Source organism: Microbispora sp. CL1-1 (assembly GCF_012034195.1).
Taxonomy (GTDB): Bacteria; Actinomycetota; Actinomycetes; order Streptosporangiales; family Streptosporangiaceae; genus Microbispora.
Genome location: NZ_JAATEK010000004.1, coordinates 1 through 23,067, shown reverse-complemented (window position 1 = coordinate 23,067; position 23,067 = coordinate 1). Strand labels below are relative to the sequence as shown.

General features: G+C 71.9%; 15 protein-coding genes and 2 pseudogenes. 12 read left to right on the top strand and 5 right to left on the bottom strand.

The features are described 5' to 3' along the window. Nucleotides 1-107 precede the first annotated feature (107 nt). Nucleotides 108-1,571: an endonuclease/exonuclease/phosphatase family protein gene (locus HCK04_RS06090; protein ID WP_142645900.1), complete on the bottom strand. Its 1,464-nt coding sequence runs from the start codon at nucleotides 1,569-1,571 to the stop codon at nucleotides 108-110. Nucleotides 1,572-1,815: 244 nt separating this feature from the next. Between HCK04_RS06090 and HCK04_RS06085 the strand changes: the two genes are divergently transcribed. The 4 genes from HCK04_RS06085 to HCK04_RS06070 all read left to right on the top strand — a co-directional run bounded on the left by HCK04_RS06085 (nucleotide 1,816) and on the right by HCK04_RS06070 (nucleotide 4,317). After that, nucleotides 1,816-2,787, top strand: a complete 972-nt coding sequence (locus tag HCK04_RS06085; protein WP_142645899.1) for a DUF2332 domain-containing protein — start codon at nucleotides 1,816-1,818, stop codon at nucleotides 2,785-2,787. 118 nt (nucleotides 2,788-2,905) lie between these two features. Then, nucleotides 2,906-3,277, top strand: coding sequence for a hypothetical protein (locus HCK04_RS06080; RefSeq protein ID WP_142645898.1), 372 nt, complete (start codon nucleotides 2,906-2,908; stop codon nucleotides 3,275-3,277). A 161-nt stretch (nucleotides 3,278-3,438) separates the two neighbouring features. After that, entirely contained in the window at nucleotides 3,439-4,023 is a 585-nt protein-coding gene (locus HCK04_RS06075; protein ID WP_142645897.1) for a hypothetical protein, read from the top strand. An 18-nt stretch (nucleotides 4,024-4,041) separates the two neighbouring features. Further along, nucleotides 4,042-4,317 (top strand): hypothetical protein, encoded by a 276-nt coding sequence (locus HCK04_RS06070; RefSeq protein ID WP_142645896.1) that lies wholly within the window; start codon nucleotides 4,042-4,044, stop codon nucleotides 4,315-4,317. A 17-nt stretch (nucleotides 4,318-4,334) separates the two neighbouring features. Here HCK04_RS06070 and HCK04_RS06065 read toward each other — a convergent pair whose 3' ends face one another. Further along, nucleotides 4,335-9,833 (bottom strand): non-ribosomal peptide synthetase/MFS transporter, encoded by a 5,499-nt coding sequence (locus HCK04_RS06065; protein ID WP_142645895.1) that lies wholly within the window; start codon nucleotides 9,831-9,833, stop codon nucleotides 4,335-4,337. A gap of 505 nt (nucleotides 9,834-10,338) precedes the next feature. On the opposite strand from HCK04_RS06065, the gene HCK04_RS06060 reads away from it, so the two are divergent. From HCK04_RS06060 to HCK04_RS06035, 5 genes and pseudogenes are all read left to right on the top strand, one after another. After that, entirely contained in the window at nucleotides 10,339-11,265 is a 927-nt protein-coding gene (locus HCK04_RS06060; protein WP_142645894.1) for a TauD/TfdA family dioxygenase, read from the top strand. Between the two features lie 27 nt (nucleotides 11,266-11,292). Next, a complete protein-coding gene (locus HCK04_RS06055) occupies nucleotides 11,293-13,377 on the top strand; it encodes an HAD-IIIC family phosphatase (protein WP_142645893.1) in 2,085 nt (694 codons plus the stop codon). Between the two features lie 5 nt (nucleotides 13,378-13,382). Next, entirely contained in the window at nucleotides 13,383-14,669 is a 1,287-nt protein-coding gene (locus tag HCK04_RS06050; protein ID WP_142645892.1) for a glycosyltransferase, read from the top strand. Nucleotides 14,670-15,051: 382 nt separating this feature from the next. Beyond that, a pseudogene (locus HCK04_RS43410) lies at nucleotides 15,052-15,192 on the top strand (FAD-dependent monooxygenase); the annotation flags it as partial. A gap of 253 nt (nucleotides 15,193-15,445) precedes the next feature. Next, a complete protein-coding gene (locus HCK04_RS06035; protein WP_142645890.1) occupies nucleotides 15,446-16,720 on the top strand; it encodes a helix-turn-helix domain-containing protein in 1,275 nt (424 codons plus the stop codon). 4 nt (nucleotides 16,721-16,724) lie between these two features. On the opposite strand, the gene HCK04_RS06030 is transcribed toward HCK04_RS06035, so the two are convergent. Continuing rightward, nucleotides 16,725-17,882 carry a geranylgeranyl reductase family protein gene (locus HCK04_RS06030; RefSeq protein ID WP_260617134.1) on the bottom strand — a complete coding sequence of 386 codons (1,158 nt, stop codon included), beginning with the start codon at nucleotides 17,880-17,882 and terminating at the stop codon, nucleotides 16,725-16,727. 2 nt (nucleotides 17,883-17,884) lie between these two features. Continuing rightward, complete coding sequence (locus HCK04_RS06025) at nucleotides 17,885-19,150, bottom strand: serine hydrolase domain-containing protein (RefSeq protein WP_142645889.1); 1,266 nt, start codon at nucleotides 19,148-19,150, stop codon at nucleotides 17,885-17,887. Between the two features lie 186 nt (nucleotides 19,151-19,336). Here HCK04_RS06025 and adh point away from each other — a divergent pair, with 186 nt between their 5' ends. From adh to HCK04_RS06010, 3 genes are all read left to right on the top strand, one after another. Further along, nucleotides 19,337-20,860 (top strand): aldehyde dehydrogenase, encoded by a 1,524-nt coding sequence (gene adh / locus HCK04_RS06020; protein ID WP_142645888.1) that lies wholly within the window; start codon nucleotides 19,337-19,339, stop codon nucleotides 20,858-20,860. Next, complete coding sequence (locus HCK04_RS06015) at nucleotides 20,860-21,240, top strand: DUF779 domain-containing protein (protein WP_142645887.1); 381 nt, start codon at nucleotides 20,860-20,862, stop codon at nucleotides 21,238-21,240. The genes adh and HCK04_RS06015 overlap by 1 nt, the downstream gene beginning before the upstream one ends. 129 nt (nucleotides 21,241-21,369) lie before the next feature. Continuing rightward, nucleotides 21,370-22,077 carry a hypothetical protein gene (locus HCK04_RS06010; protein WP_142645886.1) on the top strand — a complete coding sequence of 236 codons (708 nt, stop codon included), beginning with the start codon at nucleotides 21,370-21,372 and terminating at the stop codon, nucleotides 22,075-22,077. A gap of 56 nt (nucleotides 22,078-22,133) precedes the next feature. On the opposite strand, the pseudogene HCK04_RS06005 reads toward HCK04_RS06010, so the two are convergent. Further along, nucleotides 22,134-23,067, bottom strand: a pseudogene (locus HCK04_RS06005) (pectate lyase); the annotation flags it as partial.

Sequence of the window (23,067 nt, the reverse complement as noted above, 5' to 3'; positions counted from 1 at the left end):
CCTGCCGGTCCGCGCCGGTCTACCCGGTCTGCGCCGGTTCGCGTCGGTCTGCCCGGCCTCCCGCCGGTCCGCGCGTGAACGGGCCGGTCTGTGGGCGGACGAGCGGCCTACGTGCGGCCGGGCAGCCGCAGCGTCGCCACGACTCCCGCATGGTCGGACGGCCACAGGCCCAGCGGCGTACGGTCGGTCTGCCTGTTCCCGATCACGTTGATGTTCTTGACCCCGAACGCCCCGCGGAACAGGACGAGGTCGATGCGGCGCGACAGCGAGGAGACGGAATTGCGCAGGTCGGGCGCCTGGCAGCAGGTGAATCCGGGGTCTCCGGAGTGCCTGAACCTCCACGCGTCGGAGAAGCCCTGGTCGAGAAGGAACCGGTAGGTGGCGAACGTCGGATCGTCCGGGTCACTGGCGTTGCCGTTGAAGTCGCCGACGAACACGACGGGCAGGCGCGTGTTCGCCGCACTCGCCACGAGCTCCTGCGCCTGCGCCCGCTGAACGGTCAACGGTGGTGTCGAGTCCAGATGGGTGTTGACGAAGCGGAACGTCCGCCCACAGACGGTGGCGTCCACGGAGATCCAGCCGCGGATGTCGGTGATGGTGCCCGCCGGTGAGCGCTGCGTCGAGTTGATCACGTAGGTCTGCACCTGCCGGTTGGACAGCGTGATCTTCCTGGCCGCGTCCGCCCTGACGATGACCACGTCACGATAGGTGAGGCGCACGTCGATCCCGAGCGTGCTGGGCACCTCGATGTCCGTGCCGGGCATGATGCCGACCGTCTCGTAGTGGTGCCCCAGCCGGTCGAGCTCGGCCAGAAGGGCGTTCAACTGGTCCGACTGCACGTTCTCCGCCGGCCGCGAACCGGTGCGCACGATGTCGACCTCCTGGAGGCCCACCAGGTCGGGCTCGTTGCGGGCGATCTCGCGGGCGACCGCGGCCGCGCGTTCGGCGGGCGCGCTCGCGATGATGTTCTGGTAGACGGTCGTGACCCCCGCGAGGAACTGCGGGAGCGTCTGCGCGGCGATCAGCGGCGCGAAGTTGCTGCCCAGGTACATGTTCTGCGTCATGACGCGAATGTTGGGATCGCAGGGTTTCGGCGCCGGCTCGTTCCTGGGGTTTTTCCGGGACTGCGCCGCGTTCTGCTGGTCGCCGGCGTTCTGCCGGCCGTTGGCGCTCTGCCTGGTCTTCTGTGCCGATGAATTCCGTACGTGCGAATCGGTCTTTTGGGTGTTCGAGGTGATCGTGCGCGAATGGGCGAGTTGCCGGTTGTCCGGCAGTGCCCTCGATTGCGTCGTGGACTGCTGAACCGGCGACAGGACCTGGGTGAAATCACGGAGCAGCTTCTGGTTCTGGCCCTGGCCCTGGTCGCCCCGCTGCCGCTGATCATTCTTGTTCTTGCTCTTGTTCTTGTTCGCGCCGGGGTGCGGGGAGAAGGGGTCGGCGGCGGCGCGACCGGCCAGGCCGCGCGCCGGTATGGGAGCGGCCGTGCCGTCCGCGGCGGCGTGGGCGACGGTGCCGTCGGTCAGCAGTGCGCCGACCGTGAGAAGCGCGACAAGGCTCATTCTTCTGGGCAATTGAGCTCTCCTATGCGCGGGTTCCCCGACATCGCCTCGTTCATCGCGAATGTCGGTATTAGTGACCCGCCGTGAATGGTTCCCTGCCGCCTTGGCTTTCCTTTCCGTTCACCGTGTAAACGGCCATCGCCTTTTCTTTCGACTGCCTTGGGCGCGCATGTGGTGTCGGTTGCCGAGCCCCTCTTATCGTGCGCTCTTTCCTCCTGGTTTGATGGGATGTCGAGGTCGATATAGGGAGACAGGCATGGAGACGGCGCAGAGGTATCGGTACTTCGCGGAGCAGGAGGTCAGGGAGCGCAGCCCGGCCTACGAGGCGCTCGCTCTCGGGATCGCGGCCGACCCCGGGCTGCTCGAACTGATCGACGGCCTGCCGGAGCCGAAACGGCAGCCGAACCTGCTGCTGGCCGCCGTCCGCTTCCTCGGCGGGCCGTACGACGAGTTCGGCCGCTTCCGGGAGTGGCTCGTGCGCCACTGGCCCGAGGTGCGGGAGACGATGCTCGCCCGGCGGACGCAGACCAACGAGACGGGCCGGTGCGCGAGCCTGCTGCCGGTGCTGGCGGCGCTGCCGCAGCCGCTCGCCCTGGTGGAGGTGGGCGCCTCGGCGGGGCTGTGCCTCTACCCCGACCGCTACCGCTACCGCTATGACGACGGGCCGGAGATCGGGCCGGCCGAAAGCCCGGTGCTGCTCACCTGCCGGACGAACGGGAAGGTGCCGGTGCCGGAGCGTCCCCCCGAGGTCGTGTGGCGGGCCGGGCTGGACCTCGACCCCGTCGACGTACGCGACGACGAGGCGGTGCGCTGGCTGGAGTGCCTGGTGTGGCCGGAGCAGCAGGACCGGCTCGCCCGGCTGCGCGGGGCGGTGCGGATGGCGCGGCAGGACCCGCCCCGCCTGGTGCGGGGGGACGCCGCGGCGGCCCTGCCCGATCTCGTCGCCGCCGCGCCCGCCGGGGCGACGGTCGTCGTCTACCACAGCGCGCTCATGCCCTACCTGGACGCCGAGGCGCGGGACCGCTTCGTGGCGCTCGTACGCGATCTTCGGGTGCGCGGTCTGCCGGTGCGGTGGATCTCCAACGAGGGCTCGCCCCGGCTGCCCTCCCTCCTTCCGAAGCTGACTGCCGAGCTGCCGGAGCGGCGGCTGGCCTTCCTGCCCGCGCTCGACGGCGAACCGCTCGCGATGGCCGGGCCGCACGGCGAGTGGCTCGACTGGCTCGCCTGAGCGCGCCGATCTCCGGGCCGATCTCCGGGCCGATCTGTCAGCCGATCTTCTGGCCGATCTTCGAGCCGGGAGTGGGATCCGCACCGCGGGGGGTAAGGAGAGACCGGAAGGAGAAGGCATGCCTGCGGAGACGGAGCGGCTGCGCCAGGTCGTGGACGAGCTCTTCCACGACCGTCTCCGCGTGACGCGCCGCGACCTCTACTCCGCCGCCGCCGCGGACATCCACGTGCCGGCCGAGACCCTCGCCCTCCTGAACGAGATCCCCGAGGGCTCCTACAGCCGGGCGGAGATGCTGGACGCCATCGAGGGGGCCGTAAGGGACCGGGAGGAGGCGGAGCGGGAGGCGCGGCGACCCGAGCGGATCGTCGCGCTGGAGGACACCGCCGAGGCCGAGCGCGCCATCATCGGCGACACCACGTTGAACGCGCTGATCCAGGGGCCCTCCGGCCCTCCGCCGGACGCGCCGCCGTTCCGGGAGCCGGGCGAGTGATACGCACTGTGCCGCCAAAAGACTGTGCCGCCAAGAGCGGGTGCTGCCAGAAGACTGCGCCGCCCAAAAGACATATGCCGCCCAGAGACATATGCCGCCAGAAGGCGCGTGAGGCCGCCGGAAGGCACACGAGAAGGCGCACGAGGAGGAGGGGTGACGCGATGCGATCCGGCCCGGTGACGATGCGGGTGCGACGCTACCTGCCCGACGGCAATCCGTTACGGCGCGGCACCGACCGCGTCGAGTCCCTGGCCGTCCTGGCCTTCCTGATCCTGTCCGTGCTGAGCCTGGGCGCGGCGTACGCCGTGGGCGCCGCCGTCTATCGCGGCGGCGTGGCCGAGGAGCATTCCGGGCGGTGGGTGACGGCGACCGTCACGCGTGACGCGCCGGCGGCCACCTGGGTCGCCGTGGAGGGCACCGCCGCGCGGCTGCGCACGGGCGTCGCCTGGACGACCGCCGACGGCCGTACGGTGACCGGGCAGGCGCCGGTGCCCTCGGCGGCCAAGGCAGGCACGCCCGTGCGGATCTGGCTCGACCACGAGGGCAGGCCCGGCGACGGCCCGCGCAGCCGGATCGACACGGTCGCGGACGCCGTCGCGTCCGGAACGGCCACGGCGGCGCTGTCGCTGACGATGCTGCTCGCCTGCCTCGCCCTTGTGCGCCGCCGTCTCGATCACCACAGGTACGCCGCCTGGGACGCCGGATGGCTCGCGATGAACCGGCGGCGCAAGCCCAAGGACGCGTAAGCACACAGGAGGCGCGTCGTGCTGACAGTGACCGACCATGCCGTTCGGGCGATCCGCGATCTGATGGTGGGGGAGTATCTCCCCGAGGAGGCGGGCCTGCGCATCGCGGCCAAGCCGGGCGAGCCCGCCTCGCTGGAGTTGTCGCTGGCGAGCGCGCCGTTCGCGGGCGACGAGGTGATCGAGAAGGCGGACGTGCGCGTCTTCGTCGAACCGGAGGTCGCCGAGGCCGTCGGCGGCAAGACGCTGGACGCCGAGACCGGTCCCGGCGGCCGGCCCACCTTCCGCTTCACCTGATCACCTGTCGCCCGTACTCACAGCTCGGCCGGGACCCGTGGCGGCGGGACGCTCGCCTCCTGGCGGCTGCGCAGCGCCTCCAGGCCGACCAGGTCGTCCGGCTCGGCGTCCGGGGTCTCCTGGTCGAACCTCGCCAGGGCCGGGTGCCGCAGGGCCAGCGTGATCGTGAGTGCGATGGCCAGGCCGCACACGACGTACAGCAGGCCGATGCCGCGGCCCTCGCCGACGCCGATCACCTTGCCGACCGTGCCGGCCAGCGGGCCGTCCGGCCGCATCAGCGGCTCGAAGAGCAGCCCCACCAGCCAGGCCTGTACGGCGAGGCCGACCGGCTGGGTCGACAGCGCGAGCATCCGGTTGATCGCGATGACCCGGGCGTGGTAGCGCTGGGGCACCTTCGAGTGGATGATCGTCAGCCAGATGCCGTCGCTGATCGTCATCATCAGCGACATGCCGAAGGCGCCGATCGTGATGAGGACGAGCGACGGGCGCAGGCCGGCGATCGCGCAGAAGATCCCCAGCACGCCGGCGGCCGCCAGCATGCCGAACATCCGGCGGTCGCGCGGGCCGCCCCACAGCGTGATGATCAGGCCGCCGCAGACCGCCCCGATCCCGGCGAGCAGCGCCACCCGCCCGGTGTCGGCCAGTTCGCCGACCGACAGCACCAGCGGCGAGATCATGATGAACCCGGTGAACAGGAAGAAGTTCACGATGAACATCGTGAAGGCCATGGCCCGCAGGCCCCGCCGCCGCAGCAGATAGCGGAAGCCGTTGCGGATCTCGGCGGAGACCGTCTCACGGCGCCGCCAGGCCATCGTGGCCGGGAAGCGCACGAGCAGGGTCACGGTGAACGCGATCGCGTAGCAGACCACGTTGGCGGTCAGGATGCCCTCGATGCCGATCAGCGCCAGCACGGCGACCGAGAACAGCGGCACCATGAGCTGGGCCACGGCGTTGCCGAGCTGGACGACGCCGCCGACGTGATGCAGATAGTGCTTGGGCGCGAGCTGCGGACCGGCCGACTGCCAGGCCACCCGTTGCAGGGTCACCGATATCGACAGCACGACCAGCAGGCCGTACAGCAGGGGCATGCTCAGCACGTCGCCGGCCATCAGGGCGAGCAGCGCGGCCTGCACGGCCAGCGACAGGCCGTCGGCGGCCAGCATCGCCCGCTTGCGGTCGTAGCGGTCGACGAGCGCGCCGATCAGCGGCGCGAGGACGAGCCCCGGCACCAGCCCGATGATGGCGAACAGGCCGAACTGCACCAGCGAGCCGCTCTTCAGGTACGCCCAGATCGGCACGGCGAACTCGGTCATCACGGCGCCGATCATGGAGACGATCTGACCGGTCGCCACCGTGAAGAACCGGCCCAGGCTGGGCTGCGGCCCGGCGACGTCGGCCTTCCGGTCGGTGGACAGCGCCTGCCGCCACCACGTCGCCGGGTCCTCGGGTGGGCGTGGCCGCCACTCTCCGGGGCGTTCGACGGCGGCGTGGGTGGTCGTGACGATCGCGGCCAGTTCCTCGGTGCGATAGCGGAGGAAGTAGTGGCCTGCCTCGGCCATCACGACCAGTGCCGTGGTCTCGGAGACGCAGTGCCAGTCGCGGTAGCGCTCCTGGTAGAAGTCGGTCAGCGCGTCGCGGTCGCCGACGATCGAGATCACCGGGGCGCGCAGCTGCGGGCTCTGCCGCTCCACGAGCTCGCTGAAGTAGTCCTCACCGGCCCGCGCGTCCACGCGCATGGTGCGGATGATGTGGTCGACCTGCTCGGGTTCGAGGTCCTGGAGATCGGCGCCCATCGCGCGCAGCCAGTTGGCGTGCGCGTTGGCGTTGTCCAGCGCCTTGCTGCGGAAGATGCGCCCGAGCAGGCCGTTCAGGCCCTTGGTGGGGGTGGCGAACGGGAAGCTGCCGCCCATGTAGACGGCCTCCACGCGCCGCCCGGCGGCCTCAAGACGCCGCGCGATCTCGGCGGTCAGCGCGCTGCCGACGCAGTGGCCGTACAACGCGACCGGGCCGCGCACGCGCTCGACCACCTCGTCGCAGACCCGCTGGGCGGCCTCGTGGAACGGAATCGTGCTCTCCTCGACGCCCAGCTCGTGGCCGGGCAGGGCGACCGCGAACAGCGAGTGGCCGTCCGGCAGCGCGTCGGCCAGCGGCTGGTAGACCATCGCGCTGGCCCCGCCGTACGGGATGCAGACGAGCGACAGCGCCGGCGTCTTGATGGGCCGGGTGAGCTCGACCAGCAGGCCGCGCGGGCCCTCCTCGGCGGTGCTCTCCGGGGTGCCGTTGGCGGCGTCGATCACCGCGGCCAGCTCGCGCACGGTGCGGTTGGCGATCGCGTCGAGCACGGTCACCTGGTAGCCGCCGGAGGGCAGCGCCTGGCGCAGCTTGGCGACCATGCGGATGAGCAGCAGCGAGTGGCCGCCGAGCGCGTTGAAGTCGGCGTCGATCGAGACGGCGTCGATGCCGAGGACCTCCCGCCAGACCCCGGCCACCACGATCTCGGTCTCGGTCGTCGGCTCGGCCAGGTCGTCGCCCACCCGGACCACCGGATCGGGCAGCGCCTTGCGGTCCACCTTGCCGTTGGCGTTGAGCGGGATGGTCGCAAGCGGCACGAACGCCGACGGGACCATGTAGTCCGGCAGCCGTTCCGCGCAGTGGTCCGCCAGATCGGACAGCTCCGGACCGGTGGGGACGTAGTAGGCGACGAGCCGCTTGTCCTCGGAGGTGAACGCGTGGACGGTGACGACCGCGTCGCGCACCCCGGGGTGATCGAGGACGGCCGCCCGCACCTCGTCCAGCTCGATGCGGTAGCCGCGGATCTTCACCTGGTCGTCGAACCGGCCCAGGAAGGCCACGTTCCCGTCGCGGGTCCAGGCCACCCGGTCGCCGGTGCGGTACATCCGGCCGCCCGGGTTGAAGGGATCCGGCAGGAACCGTTCCTCGGTGAGGTCCGGCCGGTTCATGTACCCGCGGGTCACGCCCACGCCGCCGACGTACAGCTCGCCCGGCACGCCGACCGGCTGCAGCCGGCGGTTGGCGTCCAGGACGTACATCCGCATGTTGGGCAGCGGGCGCCCGATCGGGACGACCTCCACGAGCTGGGCGTCCCGCACGGGATAGATGCACGTGCCGACCGACGCCTCGGTGGGGCCGTACTCGTTGATCAGCCGGCCCGGGCCGAGCATCTCCAGCCAGCGGTTGGCCATCGAGCCGGGCAGCGCCTCGCCCGCGACGACGATCTTCCCGGCGAGCGCGGCGGCCTGCCGGGCGTCGATCTGGTGACCGAGCACCTCCAGGTGCCCGGGGGTGCACTTGATGAAGGCGTACGGCCCGCCCGCCACCAGCAGCGAGCCCAGCTCGCCCATGTCGAAGTCCTGCGGCAGCACGGTGACCCGGTGGCCTGTGACGAGCGGCGCCCACAGGTTGGGCACCACGAGGTCGAACGCCACCGAGCCGAACAGCGGCGCGCCGCCGTCGCCCTGGGACGCCAGGTCCTCCACGGCCCACCACACGTGGTTCACCAGCCCGCGGTGGGTGACCTGCACGCCCTTCGGCTTGCCCGTCGATCCCGAGGTGAAGATCACATACGCCAGCCGGTCGATGTCGTACGGCACGCCGACCGGGTCGCGCGGCTGCCCGTCGAGCGGGCCGCCGCCCACGTCGACCACCTCGACGCCCTCGAACAGATGCGCGTAACCCGCTGAGGTCAGGACCAGCGGGGTCGCGGCGATCGACAGCATGTCGTGCACGCGCTGTGCGGGGAACTTGGGATCCATCGGCAGGTAGGCCGCGCCCGCCTTCCACACGCCAAGCAGGCAGGCGATGAGATCCGGGCTCCGGTCGAGCAGCACGCCCACCGTGTCCTCCGGGCCGATGCCCCGCTCGCGCAGCAGGTGAGCGACCTGGTTGGCGCGGGCGTGCAGCTCGGCGTAGGTGGTCGTGCGGCCCTCGAAGGCGACCGCGACCGCGTCGGAGTCCGCGTGGCGCTCCAGCAGCTCGGGCAGGGCGACGTCCGGGTAGGGCCGGGCCGAGTCGTTCCAGTCGTCCAGCACCACCTCGCGCTCGGCGTCGGTGAGCAGCTCCAGGCCGGCCAGCGGGGTGTCCGGGGCGGCGGCGATGCGCTCGGCCAGCGCCCGGTAGTGCCCGGCCATCCGGGCGACGGCGTCGGCGTCGAACCGGTCCTTCTGGTAGGTCAGGTAGAGCTCGGGGTCGCCGGCGCCGTTCAGGTGCACCAGCAGCGCGAGGTCGTAGGTGAAGTCGTCGACCTCGTGCTCCCAGACCGACGCCTCCAGCCCGGGCCAGCGCCCGCGCTGGTCGCGGAAGACGCGCAGCGAGAAGCCGACGGTCGACAGCGAGAAGTTGCGGGCGTCCCGGTCGCTCAGCGCCCCGGCCAGCTCCGAGAACGGCAGGTGGTTGGCGAGCGCCTCGCCGAGCCTGCGCCGGATCCCGGCCGCCGCCTCCCGGAACGACGGGTCGCCGGACAGGTCGGCGCGCAGCGGCAGGGCGTTGACGAAGCAGCCCAGCACCGGCTCCAGCTCCACGCGGCGCCGCCCGCCGTCCACCGTGGCGATCGTCAGGTCGCCCTGCCCGGTGTATCGCGCGAGCAGCATCGAGAAGACCGTGAGCAGGGCCACGAACGGGGTGGTCCCGGGGCCGCCGGCCTCCCGCAGCGCCCGCAGGACCTCCTCCGGCAGCGTGAACAGGTGGCAGTCGCTCCGGTTGCCCTCGGTGACGGCCTGGCCGTCCCGCGCGATGGGCAGCTCCACCGCGCTCGCGCCGTCGAGCCGGTCGCGCCAGTGGGCGAGCCGCCGCTCGCGCTGCTCGCCGGTCAGCTCACGCCGCGACCAGGCCGCGTAGTCGGCGTACTGGAGCGGGGGCGCGGTCACCTCGGCGGGCCTGCCCTCGTGGGCGGACGCGTACACGCTGGTCAGCTCGTCCACGATGATGCCGACCGACCACCCGTCGCACGCGATGTGGTGGCAGACGAACATCAGCACGTGGTCCTCGTCGGCCAGCCGCACCAGCGTCGTACGGTGGACCGGCCCGGCCTCGAGGTCGAAGCGTTCGACGGCGGCCCTGCACGTGATCTCCCGGGCCCGGGCCTCCCGCTCGGCCTCCGGCAGCTCCCGCAGGTCCACGACGTCGAGCGGCGCGGGCCCGGGGTCGAGGATGACCTGCCGGGGCTCGTGCCCGTCGCCCTCGTAGACCGTACGCAGGATCTCGTGGCGTTCGACCAGGCTGTCCAGGGCGATGGTCAGGGCCCGGAGGTCGAGCGGGCCGGTGAGCCGCAGGCCGATCGTGGCGTTGGGCGCCGGGGCGCCCTCGGCGAAGCGGGCGCCGAGCCACATCTGGGTCTGCTCGTAGGAGCAGGGGGCGGGTCCCTCGCCGCGCGGGGTGATCGCGTTGGCGGCGGCGGCCTTGGCGGCCCTGGCCGCAAGCAGCCGGCGCAGCGCCTCCTGCCTGCGTGGGGAAAGCGACGCTATTAAATGCTCGTTGTCAGTCGTCGGCGTTATCGTCACCGAGCGTTCTCCTCTCTGCGCAGACAATGCGCAGGACCAGCTGACCACGCAGAAAAGTGGTTGAACCAGAAAACGCTTGATCGTCGATTCCGCAGGACGTCGCCGCGTATCTCGCCGCGTTGAGCCGAGATGCGTGGGAGCGCTCCCACGAAAGTGATTATTTTACGATACGGGATGCACGCTGGGTAACGCAAGCCTCACTTTCACCTGCGATCACGTGCGCAGAGTATTGGGAAATCGACCTTCCGTCAGCGATTGCGGGTGACCGAACATGAGCAGCCGTCGGCATTGCCGACGGACACAGGCATATGTCGGAGAATTTGACTGGCGCCGTCGAGCGGACCGGATGAAACATGTTTCTTGCGCGTAACCCGATCCGGGTTCTATGTTGGCCGCCGGAATCTCTTTCCGCAGGGGCGCCGCTTATTCGAGGGCCCGCCTGCCTCCTTAATTCGACTTTTCCCCGTGCTCGGCCGCGGCCGGATCGCGCGCAGAAGGAGGACGCATGGACGACTTCTGGAAGCCCTTGGAAATAGCCCCGGACGGCGTCGCCGCCACGCCCGAGGGGCTGCTGCACCGGCTGCGCGAGCTGAACGTGGGCGACCTGCTGGTCCACGAGAAGGCGCTCGTCTTCCGGGGGTTCGGCGTCACGCCCGAGACCCTCGATCCCGTCATGGACATGCTGCTGCCCAACCGCCTGGCGTACGTGCACGGCAACTCGCCCCGCACCAAGGTCGGCGGCAACGTCTACACCTCGACCGAGTATCCGCCCGAATACACGATCTCCATGCACAACGAGCTGTCCTACTCCGCCACCTGGCCCTCGCGGCTGCTGTTCTACTGCGAGAAGGCGGCGGAGACCGGTGGGGCCACCCCCGTCGTGGACGGCGTGCGCTGGCTGGAGTCGCTCGACGACGAGGTCAGGGACGCCTTCGCCAAGGGCGTGCGCTACACCCAGAACCTGCACGCCGGCCGGGGGCTCGGCAAGAGCTGGCAGGAGACGTTCGAGACCGAGGACCGCGACCAGGTGGCCGAGTTCCTCGACGGCATCGGCGCGGACTGGCAGTGGCGGCCCGACGGCGGCGTGCGGATCTCCCAGGTCAGGCCGGCCACCACCCGCCATCCCGTGACCGGCGCCGAGGTGTGGTTCAACCAGGCCGACCAGTGGCATCCCGCCTCGATCGGCGACGAGGCCGCCGCCATGCTCGCCGAACTCATGCCGCCGGAGGAGCTGCCCCAGTCGGTCACGTTCCCCGACGGCGCCCCGATCCCCGGCGAGTACGTGATCCAGGTGCGCGACCGGGGCCTGGACAACGCGGTGGACGTCGACTGGCGGGAGGGCGACCTGCTGCTGATCGACAACGTGCTGGTCGGGCACGGCCGCAGGCCCTTCACCGGCTCCCGCCGCATCCTCGTGGCCATGTCCGACTGATCAGGCGCCGTTCGAAGGGACACCGAAGTGAACAAGATCGGGCTTGGGGTCGCCGCGACCTTCACCGCCGAGCCGCTCGGGGACGCCCTGCGGTTCTGGCTCGCCGAACTCGGCATCCACGGGGACGCCGAGGAGGCCGTCGCCTTCGCGCCGTACGACCAGGTCTTCCCCTCGCTGCTCGACTCGGGCAGCGTGCTCGGCCGGGCCCGCGCCGCCGTCGTACTGGTCCGGGCGGAAGACCTGGTGGCCGAGGATCCGTCCGCCGGGCAGGACGGGCTCGACGAGGCGGAGGCCGTCGCCACCGACCTCGCCGCCGCGCTGCGCACCTCGGCGCGCGGGTCGGGCAGTCCGCACGTGCTCGTCGTCTGCCCTCCCTCGCCCGAGCACGGCTCGCCCGAGGTGCACGCGCGCCTCGCGTCCCGGCTGGTCCGGGCGTTCGAGGACGACCGGGCCGTCTCCGTGCTCACCTCCGCCGAGCCGTACGAGCCGGGGCCGGACGAGGTGCACGACGCCTTCGCCGACCGGACCGGCAACGTGCCCTACACCGACCGCTATTTCGCCGCACTGGCCGCCGCGGCCGTCCGCCGCCTGCACGCCATGACCACCCCGCGTCCCAAGGTCGTCGCCGTGGACTGCGACGGCACGCTCTGGGACGGCGTGGTCGGCGAGGACGGCCCCGACGGCGTCGTCATCGGCCCCGAGCGGCTGGAGATTTGGCGCGAGCTGGCCCGCCAGGTCGCCGCGGGCAGGCTGCTGTGCCTGTGCAGCAAGAACGAGGAGAAGGACGTCCGCGAGGTGTTCGCGCGGCATCCGGAGCTGCCGGTCGGCCTGGACGACATCGCCGCGATGCGCGTCGGGTGGGACGCCAAGTCGGTCTCGCTGCGCTCGGTCGCCGCCGAGCTCGGCCTCGGGCTCGACTCCTTCGTCTTCCTCGACGACAGCCCGGTCGAGTGCGCCGAGGTGCGGGCCGGCTGCCCCGAGGTGCTGACGCTCAGGCTCCCGGCGGACGCCGCCGAGGCGGCGGCCTTCCTGCGGCACTGCTGGCCGCTCGACCTGGCCGCGGTCACCGAGGCCGACCGCGAGCGCACCCGGCGCTACCAGGAGGAACGGCAGCGCGAGCAGGCCAGGGGCGAGATGTCCCTCGCCGACTTCTTCGCCACGCTCGACCTGCGGGTGACCATCACCCCGGCAGGTCCCGAGCACGAGGCGCGGGCCGCGCAGCTCGCCGAGCGGACCAACCAGTTCAACCTCTCGGGGACGCGCCGCCTGGACGGCGACGAGAAGTTCGTCGTGGACGTGCGCGACCGCTTCGGCGACTACGGCGTCGTCGGCCTCACCGACATGCGTACGGACGGCGACACGCTGCGCGTGGGCGCGTTCCTGCTGAGCTGCCGGGCGCTCGGGCGCGGGGTGGAGCACCGCATGCTCGCGCACCTGGGGGCGCTCGCGCGGGAGCGCGGGCTGGCCCGGGTGGCCCTGGCGTTCCGGGAGACCGAGCGCAACCGGCCGGCCAGGGACTTCCTCGCCGCGCTGCCCGCGACGGTCGAGCCGTACGGCGAGGAGTCGGCCTGGTATGTCCTCGACGCGGCCGACGCGGCCGCCGTCGTCCACACGCCGGGCCCTGCTGAGGAGAGGGCAGCGGGGCCCGCCGGGACCACCGGCTCGGTCGAACCCGCCGGGCCCGCCGGATGGGCGTCGGTCGAACGGATCGCGACCCGGCTGACCGGCGCCGACGCGATCCTCGACGCCATGCGGGCCGGCCGCCACATGACGGAGGTGGCGGGGGCGAGCCCCGTCGAGGCGGCCGTCATGCGGATGTGGGCCGAGCTGCTCGACGTGGCGCCTGCTTCCGTGAGCGACGGCTTCTTCCAGCTCGGCGGCCACTCGCTGCGGCTGGTGCAGTTCATGGCGCGGGTGCGTGCCGAGTTCGGCGTCGAGCTGCCCTTCGACACGCTCTACACCACCTCGTTCACCGTCGCCGAGGTCGCCAAGGCGATCGAGGAGCGGCAGCTCGCCGACGCCGACGACGAGGAGCTGGCCGGGCTGCTCGACGAGCTCGCGGGCCTGTCGGACGAGGAGATCGACGCCCTGCTCGACTCGGAGAACGGCTGATCCGCATGGCCACGATGCTGCTGAGCACCCACGGCACCAACGGCGACGTGCTCCCGTTCGTACGGATCGGGCGCGAGCTGGCGGAGCGCGGCCACGACGTCGTCGTGATGACCCACGCGTGGTTCGCCGACCGGATCGCGGCCGCCGGCCTGCGGCACCTGCCGATCGACACGGACGAGGGCTACGACCGCCACCTGGACGACGCCCGGCGCTACATGCTCGATCCACTGAAGGACCCCGAGGGCGTGCTCGCGCTCTACCGGCGCAACGGCCTGTTCGAGCTGCTGGCCGACGAGGTCCGCATGATCGAGGCGCACTACCGTCCGGGGGAGACCGTGGTGGTCGCCCGGCACACGTCGGGCATCGCCGCGCTGATGGCCGCCGAGCGCCGCGGGGTGCCGGTGGCGCTGGTGTCCGTCACGCCCCACCAGTACGTCTCGCTGCCGGTGCTCGCGAACCTCTTCAGGCGCGTGCTCGGGCAGGGGTACGACGAGGTCTTCCAGGAGTTCGGCCTGCGACCGGTCCGCGACTGGTCCGCCTATCTCAACAGCGCCAAGACCCAGCTCGCGCTGTGGCCGGAGTGGTTCGACGCCGCGGGCCAGCCGGCTCCGGAGGGTGTCGTCCGCTGCGGGTTCGTGCTCGGTGACACCGCGGAGGGGCCGGTGCCCGACTGGGCCGAGCCGCCCGTGCTGATCACCGGCGGCACCGGGCAGGTGCTGCACGACCGCTTCTACGACGTGGCGGCGCGGGCGTGCCGGCGGATCGGCAGGAAGGCCCTGCTGGTGAACCGGCATCCGGCGTTCCAGCCGGAGTCGCTGCCCGACGGGGTGGAGTGGATGCCCTCGGCGCCGTTCGCCTCGTTCATGCCCCGGGTCGCCGCGGTCGTCCACCACGGCGGGATCGGCACGCTCGCCCGGGCGCTGTCGTCGGCCACCCCGCAGGTGCTACTGGCGCACGGCGTCGACCGTCCGGACAACGCCGAGCGGCTGGAGCGTGCCGGGGTGGCGACCTGGCTGCCCGTCACGCACTGGACCGAGGACCGGGCGGCCGATCTGCTGGCGCGGGCCCTTGAAGACAGCGGGGAAGACGGCGGATATCGGGAGCGGATCGCGCCGCTCGCCGCCGACGCGGCGTCGGAGAACGCCGTGCGTGTCGCGGCCGACCACGCCGAGGCGCTGCTCGGCACCGACGCGGTCATGACGCGGCCGGATCCGCGTGAGCGGCTGGCGCGCCTCACCCCGGAGCAGCGCACGCGCCTGGCCGCCATGGCCCGCGCCCGCCGGGCCGTGTAGAGGACCGTGTGACAGGCCGTCACGGTCACCCGGCGGGGAGCGCGGCGGCCAGGCCGTCGAGCACCTGCCGCAGGCCGGACGCGAAGATCCGCTCGCCCTGGTCGGCGCGGTGCGGCCCCTCGGCCTCCACCATGATCCGGATCAGCGGCGTCGAGGCCGAGCCCGTCGACCGCCCGCAGCCACGCCTCCATCCAGGGCAGACTGCCGGGGCCGAGCCCGGGCCGCGCCGCCGTGGCGAGCGCGAACCAGGGGCGGCGCAGCATGAGCGCGCGGGTGCGCTCGGCGAGCTCGCGCAGGTCCGCGCGCCATTCCCCGATGGGCTCCGGCGGCGCGTTCTCGCGCAGCACGGCGTCCACCATCAGGTCGATGAGGTCGTCCTGACGTGGTGGTGGCGGGTGCGGGCCCGGCCGGGCTGATGCTCGCCTGCGAGCTGCGGCTGGGCGGGGTGTCGGTGCTGGTCCTGGAGCGGGAGGCCGAGCCCGGGGCGGCGCACAAGGCGGGGGCGATGGGCGCGCGGTCGCTCAACGCGCCGACGGCCGACGCCTTCCACCGGCGGGCCGGGGCTCGCCGCACGGGCCGAGGGTTTCGCCGGCCGTCTCACCGTGCTCCCGGGCGCGCCGGCCATGCTCGTACGGCCGGACGGGCTCGTGGCGTGGACCGGCGAGCCGCCCGCGGACCCGTTCGCGCCCTGGCTCCGCTGAGCGGACCCGGGCCCTTGTCGGGCGGCCCGGGCGTGGGTGACGATGGCGCCTGAAGACGCGGAGAGTGAGGGCGCCGTGACCAATCCATGGCTCGCGCTTGAGTCCGGGGCCGACGCTGCGGAACGCACCGGTGAGCTGCGCCGCGCCCATGAACGCTTCCTGTCGGCCGGGGTGATCGACGGCCCGATCGACGGCCCGGTGCGCTCCGTCGTCGCGGACTCGTGGCGGCGCTCGGCGCGGGCCGTCGATCCGGACGCGCTCGCGCCGCTGGAGCTCAGCGACGCCGAGCTGGAGGAGTATCGCCGCGCGCACCCGCTGGCCCAGGTGCTGCCGCTGTTCCGCGACCTGCTGGGCGGCATCGCCGACGACGGGCGGCACCTGCTCGCGGTGTGCGACGCGGCCGGGCGGCTGCTGTGGGTCGAGGGCCATCGCGGGGCGCGGGCGCGGGCCGAGCGGATGAACTTCGTCGCCGGGGCCCGGTGGGACGAGTCCCACGCGGGCACCAACGCCCCCGGCGTCGCGATCACGGTCGACCATCCAGTGCAGATCTTCGCGGCCGAGCACTTCGCCGTGCCGGTGCAGCCGTGGACCTGCGCCGCCGCGCCGATCCACGACCCGCACACCGGCCACCTGCTCGGCGCGGTCGACGTGACCGGCGGCGACAACCTGGCCAGCCCGTACAGCCTGGCCCTCGTGCAGGCGGCGGCCCGCGCGGCGGAGGCCCATCTGGCGACCCTCCCGGCACCGGATCTCGCGCCCGCCGTGACGCTCACCGCCCTGGGCCGGGACGACGCCGTGCTCGGCGAGGGCCCGCGCCGCATCAGGCTCGGCCCCCGGCACAGCGAGATCGTCGTGCTGCTGGCCTGCCACCCCGAGGGACTGGGCAGCGACCAGCTCAGCATGGAGCTGTACGGCGATCGCGCGCTGAACCCCGTCACGCTCCGCGCGGAGCTGTCCCGGCTGCGCCACCGGCTCGGCCCGCTGCTCGACTCCCGTCCGTACCGGCTGCGGGTGCCGGTGCGGGCCGACTTCCAGGAACTGGCCGAGCACCTGGCCGCCGCGGACGCCGACGCCGCGCTGCGGGCCTATCGCGGGCCGCTCCTGCCCGGCTCGGACGCGCCCGGCGTCGTCTGGCAGCGCCGCCTGCTCGACGACGGCGTACGCGACCTGCTGGTGGCCCGGCGCGACCCCGCGCTGCTCGAACGGTGGACGCGCGCGCCGTGGGGGAGGGACGACATCGTCGCCTGGCAGGCGCTGCTGGCCGCGCTGCCCGCCGGATCCCCGGCGCGGGCGCGGGCCGCCCGGCGGGTGCGGGACCTCGACGCGGAGTACGGCCTGCCGTCGCTGTGAAGGCTCAGGCGAGGTTCCTGAGCCATCGGACGGCGACCGCCGCGGCCAGGCGGGGCGGCACGGTGCCCGCTCCGAGCCCGACGTCGACGAGCAGGTCGAACACCTCGGTGCGGCGGGCGGCGACGTCGATCGCCGCGTCGATGAACCCGGGGGAGCGGGCGGCCAGGGCGAGCGTGTCGGTGGTGCGCAGGTGCCGTCCGAGCGCCCGGCGCAGCCCGCGCCGGTAGGCCCGCAGCGGGGCGTCCGGTGACCCGATCGCCGCCTCGGCGGCGAGCCGTCCCGACACCAGCGCGTAGTAGATGCCCTCGCCGGTCAGCGGGTTGATCAGGCTCGCCGCGTCACCGGCCAGCAGCACCCGGCCCGCGCCCGGCACCGGCCGCCCGCTCGACAGCGGCAGGTGGTGGGCCCGCAGGTCGCGCACCTCGCCGGGCGGGCTCTCCATCATCTCGGGAAGCAGCCGGGCCAGCCGGCCGTGCAGCACCTCGCGGCCCGGCAGCCCGGTCTCCCGCATGCGGGGCAGCAGCAGGCCGTAGCCGACGTTGGCCGTGCCGTCGCCCACGGGGAACGACCAGCCGTAGGCCGGCCACGCCTCGCTCTGCATGACGATGACCTGCACATCGTCGTCCGGGGGCACGTCGGCGTACCCGCGCACCGCGATGGCGGTGTGCCGCTCCGGGCTCGGCGGCACCCCGATCAGCCGCCGTACGGCCGAGTTGGCGCCGTCGGCGGCGACGACCGTCCGGGCGACCAGGTGACCGTCGACCACGACGTGCCCGCCGCGGGCGGTCAGCGTGCGCACCCGGTGGCGGCGCACCTCCACGCCGCGCGCCCGCGCCGCCTCGACCAGCCGGGCGTCGAAGACCCGGCGGGGCACCACGTGGTTGGGCCGCGCGACGACGGCCGAGACGTGGGCGCCGCCGGGCGACGTCACCGACAGGCGCGGCGTCGGCCGGTGGTCGTCGAGCAGGCCGGGCAGCCCGAGCAGCGCGAGCTCCTGCCGCGCGTGCGCCGCGATGCCGTCGCCGCAAGGCTTGTCCCGCGGGAAGGCCGCCCGGTCGAGCAGCAGCACCCGGCAGCCGGGGTCGAGCTGCCGGGCCCGCAGCGCGGCGGCAGAGCCCGCCGGCCCGGCGCCGACGACCACCAGATCCCAGACGTCGTCCACATTTACAGACCGTACGTGGAGAAGAGGTCGGTGGTGGGCCAGGACTTCACCGAGTTGGCGGCGGTGTGGAGAAGGGAGTCGATGTCCCCGTAGCCGAGCCCCGAGGCGTCGTCGCGCTGGTCGAACAGCACCACCCAGCTCAGCCCGTCGTAGCGCCGCACCATGAGGGTGGAGGTGCCGGCCAGGGAACCCGTGTGCCAGGTGTTGCGGCCCCCGGTGACCGGGCGGACCTGCCAGCCGGGGCCGTAGTACCAGCCGTTGGAGTTGATCCCGATCGACGGCTTGGCGAACGCCTTGGAGATCGACGCCGAGGTCAGCACGCCGGCCGCGTCGAAGAGGGTGGTGAACTTCGCCAGATCGACGGCCGTGGCGAGCCAGCCGCCGTGGGCGGCCATGTTCTCCAGGTTGAACCCGCCGTACGGGTAGGGCAGCACGGAGCCGGAGGTGTCGATCACGCTCGTGCCGGTGTACTTCGAGAAGTACGGCACCTCGCCCGATTTGCGGAGACTCTTCGCCGTCCTGCCGAGCGTCATCCGCTTGATCTTGAGCGGCGTCAGGATCTTGCTCTGAACGTAGCTCGCGTACGAGACCCCGCTCGCCTTCTCGATGACCTTCTGCAGGAGGAGGTATTCGTAGTTCGAGTACGCGTACGTCGTCCCGGGCGCGTGGTCGAGCTTGCGGCCGGTGACGTACTGGATGATGTGCGCCTGGGTGACCGGCAGCGGGACGCCGAACTTGGCCGCGATCGTCCGGTCGCTGAACATCGGATCGCCCGACACCTCGGAGTCCCAGCCGCCCAGGTGCTGCAGCAGGTGGGTCACGGTGACGGAGGCGAGGCGCGGGTCGGCGGCCGTGCTCAGCCCCAGCAGCGGCGCGACCTTGGCCGTGAGGCTGAGCTTGCCGTCCTGCACCAGCTTCAGCACCGCCGCGGCGGTGATCGGCTTGCTCAGGCTCGCGATGCGGAACAACGAGGTGGGCCCGGCCGAGAACGAGGTGTCCGCCGTCCAGTTGTAGCCCCGGGCGAGCACCAGCTTGCCCTTGCGGGCCACGGCCAGGGAGGCGTGCGGGATCGTCCGCGCCTGCATGAAGCTCTTGAGCGTGTCGTCGAAGGGCTTGAGCGACGTCGCGCCGCTGCCGGTCACACGCCACGTGCGGGCCGCCGCGCTCGCGGGCGACGCGGGCAGCCCGGCGGCGAGCCCGGCCGCGGCGCCGCCCGCCAGCAGGCGCAGCGCGTCCCGACGGGAGGCGGAAAACGATTCCGAAATCATGACGCGTGATTTTAGGACAGACTTGACCGGCCGTAACGTTATTTGTGACGATCCGGATCGGAGGCTCGGCTCGGTGAGAGGCTGTTTCCGGAAAGGCGCCGGGAACATGGACGCAACGTGTCGGCAACGTGCCCGTGACTAAGGTCCGGGGCGTCAGACCCACACCCTGTCCGGGAGGTCCATCCCATGACCCGTTACGCCGCGCCGGGACAGCCGGACGCCCTCATGGCGTACGAGCAGCGTTACGACCACTGGATCGGCGGGGAGTACGTCCCGCCGCAGCGCGGGCGGTACTTCGAGAACCCCACGCCGGTGACCGGTCAGACCTTCACCGAGATCGCGCGCGGCACGGCCGAGGACGTCGAGCGCGCCCTGGACGCCGCGCACGGCGCCGCCCCCGCCTGGGGACGCACGTCCGCGGCCGAGCGGGCGAACATCCTCAACCGGATCGCCGACCGCATGGAGCAGAACCTGGAGCGGCTCGCCGTCGCCGAGACCTGGGAGAACGGCAAGCCGATCCGGGAGACGCTGGCCGCCGACATCCCGCTGGCCATCGACCACTTCCGCTACTTCGCGGGGGCGATCAGGGCCCAGGAGGGCAGCCTGTCGGAGATCGACGCGGACACCGTCGCCTACCACTTCCACGAGCCGCTCGGCGTCGTCGCGCAGATCATCCCCTGGAACTTCCCGATCCTGATGGCCGCCTGGAAGCTCGCGCCCGCGCTGGCCGCCGGCAACGCCGTGGTCCTCAAGCCGGCCGAGCAGACCCCCGCGTCGATCCACTACTGGATGAGCCTGGTCGCCGACCTCCTCCCGCCGGGTGTCCTCAACATCGTCAACGGGTTCGGCGTCGAGGCGGGCAAGCCGCTGGCCTCCAGCGCGCGGGTCGCGAAGGTGGCCTTCACCGGGGAGACCACCACCGGGCGGCTGATCATGCAGTACGCCAGCGAGAACATCAAGCCGGTCACGCTGGAGCTCGGCGGCAAGAGCCCCAACATCTTCTTCGACGACGTGTCCTCCGCCGACGACGAGTTCTTCGACAAGGCGCTGGAGGGCTTCACGATGTTCGCGCTCAACCAAGGAGAGGTGTGCACCTGTCCCTCCCGGGCGCTCATCCAGCAGGGCCACTACCAGCGGTTCCTGGAGGCCGCGGTCGAGCGTACGGAGAAGATCGTGCGCGGGCACCCGCTGGACCTGGCCACGATGGTCGGCGCCCAGGCGTCCAACGACCAGCTGGAGAAGATCCTGTCCTACCTCGACATCGGCCGGCAGGAGGGCGCCAAGGTGCTCACCGGCGGGCAGCGCGCCGACCTCGGTGGCGAGCTGTCTGGCGGCTACTACGTCGAGCCGACGATCTTCGAGGGCGCCAACCACATGCGAGTGTTCCAGGAGGAGATCTTCGGACCGGTCGTCTCGGTGACCTCGTTCACCGACTTCGACGACGCCATCAAGATCGCCAACGACACGTTGTACGGCCTCGGGGCCGGTGTGTGGACCAGGGACGTCAACAAGGCGTACCGGGCCGGCCGGGCCATCCAGGCCGGGCGGGTCTGGACGAACTGCTACCACGCCTATCCCGCCCACGCCGCCTTCGGCGGCTACAAGCAGTCGGGCATCGGCAGGGAGACCCACAAGATGATGCTCGACCACTACCAGCAGACCAAGAACCTGCTGGTCAGCTACTCGCCCGCGAAGCTCGGCTTCTTCTGATGCCCGAGGTGTCCCGCGTGGACCTCACCCCCGCGGCCGCCGACCTCATCCGGCGGCTGCGGGCGGCCCACGGCCCGCTGATGTTCCACCAGTCCGGCGGCTGCTGCGACGGCAGCGCGCCGATGTGCTACCTGGAGGGCGAGTTCCGCACCGGCTCCTCCGACGTGCTACTCGCCTCACTCGCCGTCGAGGGCGTCGACGAGCCGGTCACGTTCTGGATGTCGGCAAGCCAGTTCGAGCGCTGGCGGCACACCCATCTCACCGTGGACGTCGTCCCCGGCCGGGGCAGCGGCTTCTCCCTGGAGGCGCCCGAGGGCGTGCGCTTCCTGATCCGCTCCCGCCTGCTCACCGACGCCGAACGCGCCGCCCTCGACAGCTGAATGTCGATTACGCGTTGACGTCGCAATGTGACGGTAAGTAATGACTTCGCTGTAGTTGGGCGCGGTGGTGGACGGAGCGGGAGGGGCACGGTGAGCATGCGGCTGATCCGGGGAGGAGCGGTGATCAGCATGCCCATCGATATGCCGAATCCTCTGGCGGGGTCCGTGCTGTCCATACTCCTGGCGGCACGGGAGCTGGACCTGTCGGTGACCGAGACCCACCTGGTGGGGCTCCTTTATCTCACCGACGTCGCCGCCGTCGAGGCGGGACACGCGCCGATCAGTGGGGCCACCTGGCGCCTCGGGCGCCGTGGCCCCTACGACCCCGCCCTGACGCGGGCCCAGGACTATGTGGTGGAAAGCGAACTCGCGGAGCGTGGCGACGACGAGTCGGCCGACGCGGGGGCGGGCGTTCTGTCCCTAACCCTGGTTGTGGACGATCCTCTCGATCGTGAGGCCATGGACTTCGTCCGTACGGTCGTGGCTCTGCATGGCGGCAAGGACACAGCCGCTCTTCGGAGCGTGGTGGACGCCACCGTGCCCGTCATCGAGGCGCAGGCGGGCGGAGAGTCCGGCGTTCTGCTCGACCTCAGCCGGGCGCGGCGGCGCAGGCAGGCCGAGGCGCTGCTCGCGCGAGCGAGGACGACGCTCAAAACGGAGTATTGCGTCAAGCTCGCGCAGGGAACCGCCAATCTGCCCAGCAAGTGCTGGGTGCGCACCGTTTGCGCGCAGCCCTTTCTCAAGGAAGAGCTCGGCGACTACCTGGGGCGGCTTCCGCCGCAGGTGGTAGCCCTGATCGAGGACAACCTGCTCGCGTGTCTCGGCCTGGTCGACTGACGGGCGAGCGGAGGCCGCGGCGTGGGGAGCCGCGGCCTCTGGGGTCTTCCCTGGGCTCAGATCTTGCCGGTGCCCGCGTTGGCGAGGACGTTGGCCTTGACGCCACTCGGGTTGTCCACCGTGTACGAGTACGGGATGGAGGCGACGCTGCCGGCGGTCTGCGGCGTGCCGGAGTTCACGAAGTAGTTGTCGCGGGCGACGATCGACCCGCCCGGCGACGAGCCTTCGGCGGTGTGGGTGGGCTCGGCGATGTTCTCGAAGTAGTTGCCCTCGACGAGCACCCCGGCGCCGCAGGTGGAGGCGATGCCGTAGCTGTAGCCGGTGTAGGACGGGTCCTTGTAGTAGTAGTTGTTGAACACGTGCACCGGGTTGGCGAAGCGCACCCGCGGGTTGCGCTGGGCACAGGTCTGGAACGCGTTGTGGTGGTACGTCACGCGCAGGTGCCCGGTGTCCTCGGAGCTGTTGTTGTCGCTGTGGCCGACGAGCGAGCACTTGACGTGGTCGTGCAGCTTGTTCCAGGAGACGGTGACGTAGTCGGAGCCGTGCGTGATGTCCAGCAGGCCGTCGTAGTAGTCGGTGCCGTGGCTGGTGTCGCTCGACAGGTCGTTGTGGTCGAGCCACACGCGCTTGGCGTTGTCGAGGTGGATCGCGTCGCCGTTGCCGTTCCCGGCCCGGACCTTCGAGATCTTCATGTTGCGCACGATGACGTTGTCGACGTCACGGATGTTCAGGCCGCAGCCGGTCAGCCCGGAGTCGGCGCCCACGCCGACGATGGTGGTGTTGCCGCCCACGCGCACGTCCTTCGAGCAGGTGAAGTTGCCGTTCACCTGGACGATCTTCGCGGCGCTGTCCTTGACGGCGGCGGTGAGCGCGGTCAGGGAGGTGACCGTCGTCGTGCCGCCGCCCGCGCCGCCGGTGGTGCCGCCGCCCTGGGTCGCCCAGCCGATCAACCCGGTGGTGGGCGGAGTGGTCGGGCCACCGGTGGGCGGG

Coding starts and splice junctions, on each gene's coding strand:
- HCK04_RS06085 (WP_142645899.1), top strand. CDS start 1,816: ATGGAGACGGCGCAGAGGTATCGGTACTTCGCGGAGCAGGAGGTCAGG.
- HCK04_RS06080 (WP_142645898.1), top strand. CDS start 2,906: ATGCCTGCGGAGACGGAGCGGCTGCGCCAGGTCGTGGACGAGCTCTTC.
- HCK04_RS06075 (WP_142645897.1), top strand. CDS start 3,439: ATGCGATCCGGCCCGGTGACGATGCGGGTGCGACGCTACCTGCCCGAC.
- HCK04_RS06060 (WP_142645894.1), top strand. CDS start 10,339: ATGGACGACTTCTGGAAGCCCTTGGAAATAGCCCCGGACGGCGTCGCC.
- HCK04_RS06050 (WP_142645892.1), top strand. CDS start 13,383: ATGGCCACGATGCTGCTGAGCACCCACGGCACCAACGGCGACGTGCTC.
- HCK04_RS06025 (WP_142645889.1), bottom strand. CDS start 19,150: ATGATTTCGGAATCGTTTTCCGCCTCCCGTCGGGACGCGCTGCGCCTG.
- adh (WP_142645888.1), top strand. CDS start 19,337: ATGACCCGTTACGCCGCGCCGGGACAGCCGGACGCCCTCATGGCGTAC.
- HCK04_RS06015 (WP_142645887.1), top strand. CDS start 20,860: ATGCCCGAGGTGTCCCGCGTGGACCTCACCCCCGCGGCCGCCGACCTC.
- HCK04_RS06010 (WP_142645886.1), top strand. CDS start 21,370: ATGCCCATCGATATGCCGAATCCTCTGGCGGGGTCCGTGCTGTCCATA.